This window comes from Zunongwangia sp. (assembly GCF_048269745.1).
Taxonomy (GTDB): Bacteria; Bacteroidota; Bacteroidia; order Flavobacteriales; family Flavobacteriaceae; genus Zunongwangia.
The window spans coordinates 1-7520 of the sequence record NZ_JBLXIB010000032.1 but is presented as its reverse complement, the minus strand read 5'-3'; the positions used below and the strand labels follow the sequence as shown (position 1 = coordinate 7520).

At 29.3% G+C, this 7520-nt stretch carries 10 protein-coding genes; all 10 read left to right on the top strand.

The window, feature by feature from the left end; translation table 11 throughout:
• The first annotated feature begins 107 nt into the window (after positions 1-107).
• Entirely contained in the window at positions 108-1064 is a 957-nt protein-coding gene (locus ACN0WI_RS16710; RefSeq protein WP_417888188.1) for a retropepsin-like aspartic protease, read from the top strand.
• A gap of 181 nt (positions 1065-1245) precedes the next feature.
• Positions 1246-1614, top strand: coding sequence for a lysozyme inhibitor LprI family protein (locus ACN0WI_RS16705; RefSeq protein ID WP_417888187.1), 369 nt, complete (start codon positions 1246-1248; stop codon positions 1612-1614).
• A gap of 164 nt (positions 1615-1778) precedes the next feature.
• A complete protein-coding gene (locus ACN0WI_RS16700) occupies positions 1779-2039 on the top strand; it encodes a hypothetical protein (RefSeq protein ID WP_417888186.1) in 261 nt (86 codons plus the stop codon).
• Positions 2040-2230: 191 nt separating this feature from the next.
• A complete protein-coding gene (locus ACN0WI_RS16695) occupies positions 2231-2422 on the top strand; it encodes an alpha/beta hydrolase-fold protein (protein WP_417888185.1) in 192 nt (63 codons plus the stop codon).
• Between the two features lie 80 nt (positions 2423-2502).
• Complete coding sequence (locus ACN0WI_RS16690; RefSeq protein ID WP_417888184.1) at positions 2503-2949, top strand: CBM20 domain-containing protein; 447 nt, start codon at positions 2503-2505, stop codon at positions 2947-2949.
• A 145-nt stretch (positions 2950-3094) separates the two neighbouring features.
• Positions 3095-4120 (top strand): hypothetical protein, encoded by a 1026-nt coding sequence (locus tag ACN0WI_RS16685; protein WP_417888183.1) that lies wholly within the window; start codon positions 3095-3097, stop codon positions 4118-4120.
• Between the two features lie 194 nt (positions 4121-4314).
• A complete protein-coding gene (locus ACN0WI_RS16680) occupies positions 4315-4725 on the top strand; it encodes a hypothetical protein (RefSeq protein WP_417888182.1) in 411 nt (136 codons plus the stop codon).
• Positions 4726-4773: 48 nt separating this feature from the next.
• A complete protein-coding gene (locus ACN0WI_RS16675) occupies positions 4774-5013 on the top strand; it encodes a hypothetical protein (protein WP_417888181.1) in 240 nt (79 codons plus the stop codon).
• Positions 5014-5195: 182 nt separating this feature from the next.
• Positions 5196-6509, top strand: a complete 1314-nt coding sequence (locus tag ACN0WI_RS16670; RefSeq protein WP_417888180.1) for a hypothetical protein — start codon at positions 5196-5198, stop codon at positions 6507-6509.
• A gap of 277 nt (positions 6510-6786) precedes the next feature.
• Entirely contained in the window at positions 6787-7329 is a 543-nt protein-coding gene (locus tag ACN0WI_RS16665; RefSeq protein WP_417888189.1) for a DUF6368 family protein, read from the top strand.
• The last annotated feature ends 191 nt before the right edge of the window (positions 7330-7520 follow it).

Genomic DNA, 7520 nt, shown 5'->3' with positions numbered 1-7520 from the left:
GTTTTTAGCTATATTTATTTTAAGCGGACAAAACCTGGCTAATCAACCACGCAACTGTCCATACTCGAAACCGTTGTGCGTAAGCTAAAAAAAATACGAAATCATATATGAAAATCATTAAAATCTTTATTTACATTCTAACATTTATTATAGTAAATAGTTGTGCAGTTAGTAAGGCTGAAAAATATCTTAGAGAAGGAAAAACAATTCAAGAAAATTATAAAATTATTGTTCCTTTTGAAATTATAAATGGCTTTATATTTATAAAACCAAAAATTAAAAATAAAGATTATAATTTCATTTTGGATACAGGAGCTTCTAATGCTGTATCAAAAGAATTATCAAAGAGCTTAAATTTAAAAGTTATCGATTCAGAAAAAATAGGAGATATTTACAATAGATATAAAATTATAGAATATGCAAGAATAGATACTATTAAAATTGGATCAGTTGATTTTGCTGGAACAATAGCTTCAATAAATGATTTTAAATCTGTACCATATTATTCTTCTATGAAAATTGATGGAATTATTGGTTCTAACTTAATGCAACATGCTATTTGGGATTTTGATTTTGAAAAGAAACAAATTACTATAACTGACAATGAATCAAAATTAACAGTACCTAAAAAAACAATAACAAACAAATTATTTATTGGTTTTGCTGGAGTACCTTCTATTGCATGCAAAATAAATGGTAAAAAAGTTTGGAATTTCACAGTAGATACAGGCTATAATGGTGGTATCGTAATTCCGTTTTCTGAATTTGAAAAGCAAATAAAAAATGGCAAAATTTCAGATTTTGAAAAATTTAAAAGTCGTGGTGTTATTGGTATTTATGGACAACAAAAAACAATGAGACAATCTTATACCGGAGTAATTAAAGAAATACAATTCGGAAATAAAATTTTGAAAAATGAAGAGGTTTATTCTGAGCAATATTTAGAAAAAACATTCGGCTTGGACTTTTTTAAAAATTATCGAGTTATTTTAAATTGGGATAGTAAAACAATAAAACTTATAGAAAATAAAGAAAAATCAAATAATATAAAAGCCAACGCATAACAATGCGTATAGTCAATTGCGGCTAAATACTTAATCGATATTCGATGTTTTTAGCTATATTTAATTTAAAGAGACAAAACCTGGCAAACCAAACCGCAACGAGCCATACACAAACCGTTGGCAACAAGCTAAAAAAACATAACACATAAAGAAAATGAATCGAATTCTGATAATCTTATTTATGACTTTTAACTTTTGTGCTTTTGGACAAACTCAACACGAAATGAATAAAAATGCAAGTGAAGAATATAAAAAATCTGATATTGAATTAAATAAGGTTTATCAAAAAATACTAACTGAATATAAATCTGACTCAATTTTCATTGACCGACTAAAAAAGACACAAAGAATTTGGATTTCATACAGAGATTCTGAATTGGAAATGAAATTTCCTGCTGAAAATAAGCAAGCTGAATATGGAAGTGTTTATCCAATGTGTGTTTCTTTGTTTTTAAAGGAACTAACTGAAGAGCGAACTGAAAAACTACAAGTTTGGTTAAATGGAATTGAAGAAGGTGATATGTGTTCTGGTTCGGTTAAAACAAATTAAAAGCCAGTTGCCAACAACGTATAACCGCAATTACGGTGGATTCGACTACGTCCGAATCCACTCGGAATTGCTAACGTCGGTGCCAAACCGAAAATTACTATCTTTAAACCCGTAACTGACGGTTATACAAGGCCGTTATGTGTAATAAACCAAACTAACTAAAAATGATAAAAAATATCATTTCAACAATTCTACTGATTTTTTGGACAAGTTTAATTTTTGGACAAAATATCGCAAGAGTTGAAAATGTAAAAATTCAATCAAAAGTATTAAATCAGGAAAGAGATATTCTAATTTATACGCCTGCCGATTATGATTGGAGAACAAATGAATTTTTCAATGTAATTTATGTATTCGATAGTCAAAACAGAGAGTTTTTTGATTATACCAGCTCAATAATTTCATTTTTAACAGATGGAAACTAATCTTTTATTGTTGTTGGAATTTCTTCTCCTTACAACGAGAAACTCGACTATTCTAGGAACAATGACTTATTGCCAGTTTTAGAAACTGAAGATTCAAAAAAACGATACGGAAAATACTCTGGAAATGCAGAAAATTTTCTGAATTATGTCTCATCTGAGGTCATCATTACATTAATTCAAATTATAGGACTTTGGACCATAATATTGCAGTTGGTCATTCTTTAGGAGCTTCATTTGTATTATACTCGTTATGCGAAAAACCAAATCTATTTCAAAATTATATTGCAATTTCGCCCAATCTTGCATATGACAACGAAAAAATAGCAAAAGCACTTATTGATTTCGACTATAAAAAATTAAAAAACAAACCTTCATCTACTTAAGCAATGCTAACGAGGGTGTCGAATATTGGAAAGAATGGAAACCTGCAAGAGAAAAAGTTTACGATTTTTTCAGAAATAACTTGAAAAACGAAAACATAAGAGCAGAAATAAGCAAATTTCCGAGCAATAATCATTGGAATACCTTTCCACCAAGTCTAAATAACGCTTTGGAATTTTATTTTGAAAATATTCAGAAAAACCAAGATAGTGAATTAACCAATGAAGAATATGAAGTTACCATTAAGGTAAAAGTTCCTAAAAAAGAATATGAAGTTTTCATAACGGGAAATCAAACTAATTTAGGAGACTGGAATCCCGAAAAAGTTAAAATGAAAAAAGTATCCGATTATGAAAGGAAAATAACACTAAAACTAAAAAGTCCTGTGCAATTTAAATTCACACGCGGAAATTGGGATACAGAAGCAGAGGTAATTGGGACATATGGAAATGTTATGATTAAACCGAGATCAAAAAAAATATTCGACTTTGAAATCGAAAATTATTTTGACAGATACGAAGAAGAATAAATAACTACACACAACAAGGTGTATAAGAAATATCGGGGGAAAGTGCCAAACCCAAAGTTTCTTCCTCTTAGCTATCTTTTTGCCTAACCGAACAGTAAGTGCATAATATCCGCTACTACTCATACACTTGACAGTTAGGCAACATATGAAAAAAACAATCATAATATTAATACTAATAGGTTTTTCAACTTATAGTTGCTCAAATTCTTCAAGTTTATCTAAAAGAAAAAATGATATTTCTGACTATGGCTTAAACGGAAAAGTTAAATCTCTAAAATCAGAAGTGTTCAGCTTGATTCAACAAAAAGACACATTTAGAATTGGAAATAAAGAAAATAGCAGTGGACTTGACCGAAATATAACAATAGAATTTAATCAAGACGGGAAACTAGATTTTGAAAAAGAGTATTACGCAAATGGAAAACTAATTAATGAAGTTTTATATACTTATGATAAGGATAATAAACTAATAAACAGAAAAGAAATAGATAATTACGGAAAAGGATCATTTTATGATAATGAGTTTCTATACAATTCCAAAGACAGTATTACAAAGTGGATAATGTCAAATAATGATTTCAAAAGAATTCATAAAATTAAGCGTGATGATAAAAATAGACCGGTCAAGATGGAAATTTTTCAAAATGACACAATAGTTTATGTATACAAAATTGAATACGATAAATATGATAATATAATTTCAGAGAAAGAGTTTAAATCTAAAGATATTCCTATCAAAATAATAGATAGGACTTTTAATGAGTATCATTTAAAAAGTAAAGAAAAGGTTGTCGAATATAACACTTGGGACACTCTAGTTTATGAAAGCCATTTTTTTTATAATTCAGATCGTAATTTAACGCTAGAAAAGCACAACATTGAAAATGATTCTTCTTTAACAGAAATTAAAAACAGTTATTACGAAAATGGAAAATTAAAAGAATCTGTGTCAAAACCAATTGGCAGTAGCTATTTTGTAATAACAGTGGAAAAATTTAATAAAAAAGGAGATTTAATAGAGCATTCTCGGATTCCCAGTGACGAAAGCCCAAAGGAAATTTGGGAATATAAATATAAGTATGATTATAAAGATAATTGGATTGAAAAGATTAATTTTAAAGATAATAAACCATTAAGAATAATAAAACGATCAATTCAATATTACGAATAAAATACGTTGCCTAACACCGTATATAAAAAATAGCGAGGTTCTTTCTAAATCGTAAATTTTGGTATATTTGGCTTTTGAAAAGTAAAGATAAAATCAAAATGCAAAAGTTTTGGCTTGTCGCGAGATTGAAAATTAACTCATAATTTCACGCTACTTGCCATATACTAACAGTTGGCGGTAATTTGAAAAAACAAATGAAGTACATAATAATAGGCGTAATCGCAATTGTAATTATTTTAATTCTTTTCAATCAGTTTGGAGAGAAAAAAGAAAACAATCTAATTGGTCAAAACACTAAGGGTTTTGAGACTAAAGTAAATACAGCTGAACAAGAAAAACCGACTCTAGGAACTTTAAAGAAAATAAAGAGCGAAGATTACGACAGATTCATACTTACAAAAAGCACAACTGAAAGTTACATTCTCAAAGGAATTAAAGAATATGGAGAACTTTCAGGAAATGAAGAATATAAAATATACAATTTCGGAATTTCGGAATACGGAGATTGGAAAATAATCAAAGTTGACCAATCAATTAGTTTTTATGTTTATCACAATCTTGTTGGTTGGTTAAGTGGATATGAGGAAAATACAGCGATTCCCTAGCTTTCAATTGGATTTTCTAAAAATAAAACTGACACGCAAGAAGACTACTTGTTCTTTTTAGACCCTGAAAATAAATATGGAGACACGCAAATTGGAACCTTTAGAAAGGGAAAATCATTTTCAATCTATTTACCAGAAGCCTATGAAGAATATGGAAATCTGACCATTAAAAAAGAAGTTCAAGTTTCAATGAAAGAAAATGTGGACTATATTTCTAAACAAGGATTTAATATTTCGGGCATTGAATCTTTGAAATATACTGAACACAAAATAAAAATGAACGATTAAAAAACTACCGCTAACAATGGCTATAAGTAATTGCTTGTTCTCGCCTACTTCTGAAAATCCGCGAGGATTTTCAGTTTGGTGCATACTTGCAAAGTTAAGTGCTAAACTACGCAACTACTCATAGCCGAGACCGTTGTAGTGCATTTCACCAAAGATTAAGTAACTAAAATAAATAATATAACATGATTAAAAAGATTTTGATAGTTTCTGTATTCATCACTTCGTTGATAAGTTGTGAGAAAGATTGTGATTATCCATTAGATGAGAATCCAAATGGAGAAAAATCATCTATTAGTTTAGAAAAACCTATTATCTATGAAAATAGTGTCGAGTTAAATTGGACAGTTTCTAATGACAGCATTACTTCTTTCAATGTTGTGAGAGTCAATGGCGTAATTGACGACTCATACTATTCAAGTTCAAATACAATTGCAACTAACCTTGATAATGAAACTCTAAGTTTTATTGATGAAGAAGTTCCGTATACTCCTGTAATTTCTTATCAAATTCAAGGGCTAATTCCAAATGCAGACAATCCATATTATTCAAAAATCATTTATAGTAATATAATTGAATATAAAAGGGATATTTCTCTAATCGAATTTGAAACTGATGATATTATTTATTACCAAAAGAAAGACCAAATTTTATTTATTAATAGAAATGATGGTTTAGTTAAAGCTTATAATTTTAAGACAAAAGAAGAAACTGATTTTGATTTTAATTCGGGTGTAGGTTTTTGTTCCTTATATTTTGGCAACCAAAAAGATGAATTACTTGTACCTAGAGAGGATGGTTGGTTATATATATATAATGCTGAAAATTTTGAACTTATAGAACAGATTAAGATTAGTGCATTTTCAATCATTTCTTCGGTGATAAAAGATAATATTATTTTTAATTGCACAAGTACATCAGACGAACCAATGGTTGTAATAAACAGAAATACTAAGGAAGTTATTTCTAAATTAACAAGGTATGGAGATGAAAGTAGGAGATTGGAAATAATTCCCAATACCAATACTGAACTTTTCAGTGTTAATTCAGACGAAATATCATATTACAACTATGATAGCAATGGAAATTTAGTTTCCAGGAAGTTTAAAGACCCATGGGATAGTGAATATGCAATATCGTCGCAATATAAAATAATTCCCAATTCAAAAAAGTTCATCTGTGCACCTCTAGGGAATATTTTTAATAACACGATATCATATGTTAATGGATTACCTAGAGGAGATTTGAAATTCTCAGATTTCATAATTAATGATGATGGTTCAAAAGTTTTAGCAGCATGTAGCAATAACAAGTCTATAGAAGTTTATAATCTTAATAATCTATCACATATTGAGACAATATCTACTAAAGGTTATCCATATAGGATTTTTTATAACAATGGTATATTGATAATAATTTCAAAATCATCAGCATCGAATAATTATTATTCAACAACTAATGGTTTTATTATTGAAGAGATAAATTTCTCATTTGAGTAAAAACGCACTACAACAATGCATATAAGTCATGTGGGGTGTAGATGCTAAGCAAAGAGAGGTGATTTCAATTTGTGCGCCCATTGCTTTTAAATTGACACTTTCTTATTAATTTAGCCTATTGAAAAGCAATGGGCTAAGTGAGTTTTCTGAGAGGTCGGACTATTTCAAACCCTACACGCCTCATATGCGGTCCGTTACAAGTAATTAAATAGAAATGGCAGGACCAACATCATCAGTCTTATTGGAAACTATTCCGAATGAAGGAACTTAGAGAGAAATTGAAAATGTAATCCTTAATATTTCTGATAAAGTCGAAGGAAATGATTTTTGGGTGATATCAACAGAATCTATTAATGGTTCTGTTAACAATACTGATGGTAGGCCTTTCGAAATTGATAAACAAAAAATTGATTCCAATTACTCTGAAGAAGAAATTTTAATGATTAACAATTGTGTTGGATTCAATGCAAAATTTGACTTAGGATTTTATGCTATGTGCAACAGAGAAATTGACCATAAAATACTCGGAGAATTGACTTTATATATCGCGGAAAAATTTGATGGATTAATTGATTTTGGAGGAGCAATTTTTCCTTATCAATCTTTACCGAATAAAATGAAGGAAGGGATGTGGTTATGGGAACAGGCTAATTGGACAGATATCAAACCATATTTCGATGAAATGGTCGGAAAAATTGGTGGAAAAATTTTCACTATCGAATATGAAACAGGGAATAACAGAAATTGGGTTTACCATCTTTGTGATGCTGAATTCATGAGGAATTGGTTGCAAAATAAAAATTTTGGAATGATAAAATAAAAACTTGTAACACTGTATATGAAATCATAGCCACCTATCGGCAGGCTACGCTTCATATACAGAGACGTTAGCACCAATATGAACCTATTATATCTAATGACACAAAATTTCGAAGATAGACTTACTCTATCAAGCAGGAAAAAAAGGATTATAGCTTTTCTGATTGACCACTTCACAATGACTTTCTTATT

Bases quoted from the DNA above. Each gene is read 5' to 3' on its own strand.
- ACN0WI_RS16705 (WP_417888187.1), top strand. From the start codon at position 1,246: ATGACTTTTAACTTTTGTGCTTTTGGACAAACTCAACACGAAATGAAT.
- ACN0WI_RS16685 (WP_417888183.1), top strand. From the start codon at position 3,095: ATGAAAAAAACAATCATAATATTAATACTAATAGGTTTTTCAACTTAT.
- ACN0WI_RS16670 (WP_417888180.1), top strand. From the start codon at position 5,196: ATGATTAAAAAGATTTTGATAGTTTCTGTATTCATCACTTCGTTGATA.
- ACN0WI_RS16710 (WP_417888188.1), top strand. From the start codon at position 108: ATGAAAATCATTAAAATCTTTATTTACATTCTAACATTTATTATAGTA.
- ACN0WI_RS16700 (WP_417888186.1), top strand. From the start codon at position 1,779: ATGATAAAAAATATCATTTCAACAATTCTACTGATTTTTTGGACAAGT.
- ACN0WI_RS16680 (WP_417888182.1), top strand. From the start codon at position 4,315: ATGAAGTACATAATAATAGGCGTAATCGCAATTGTAATTATTTTAATT.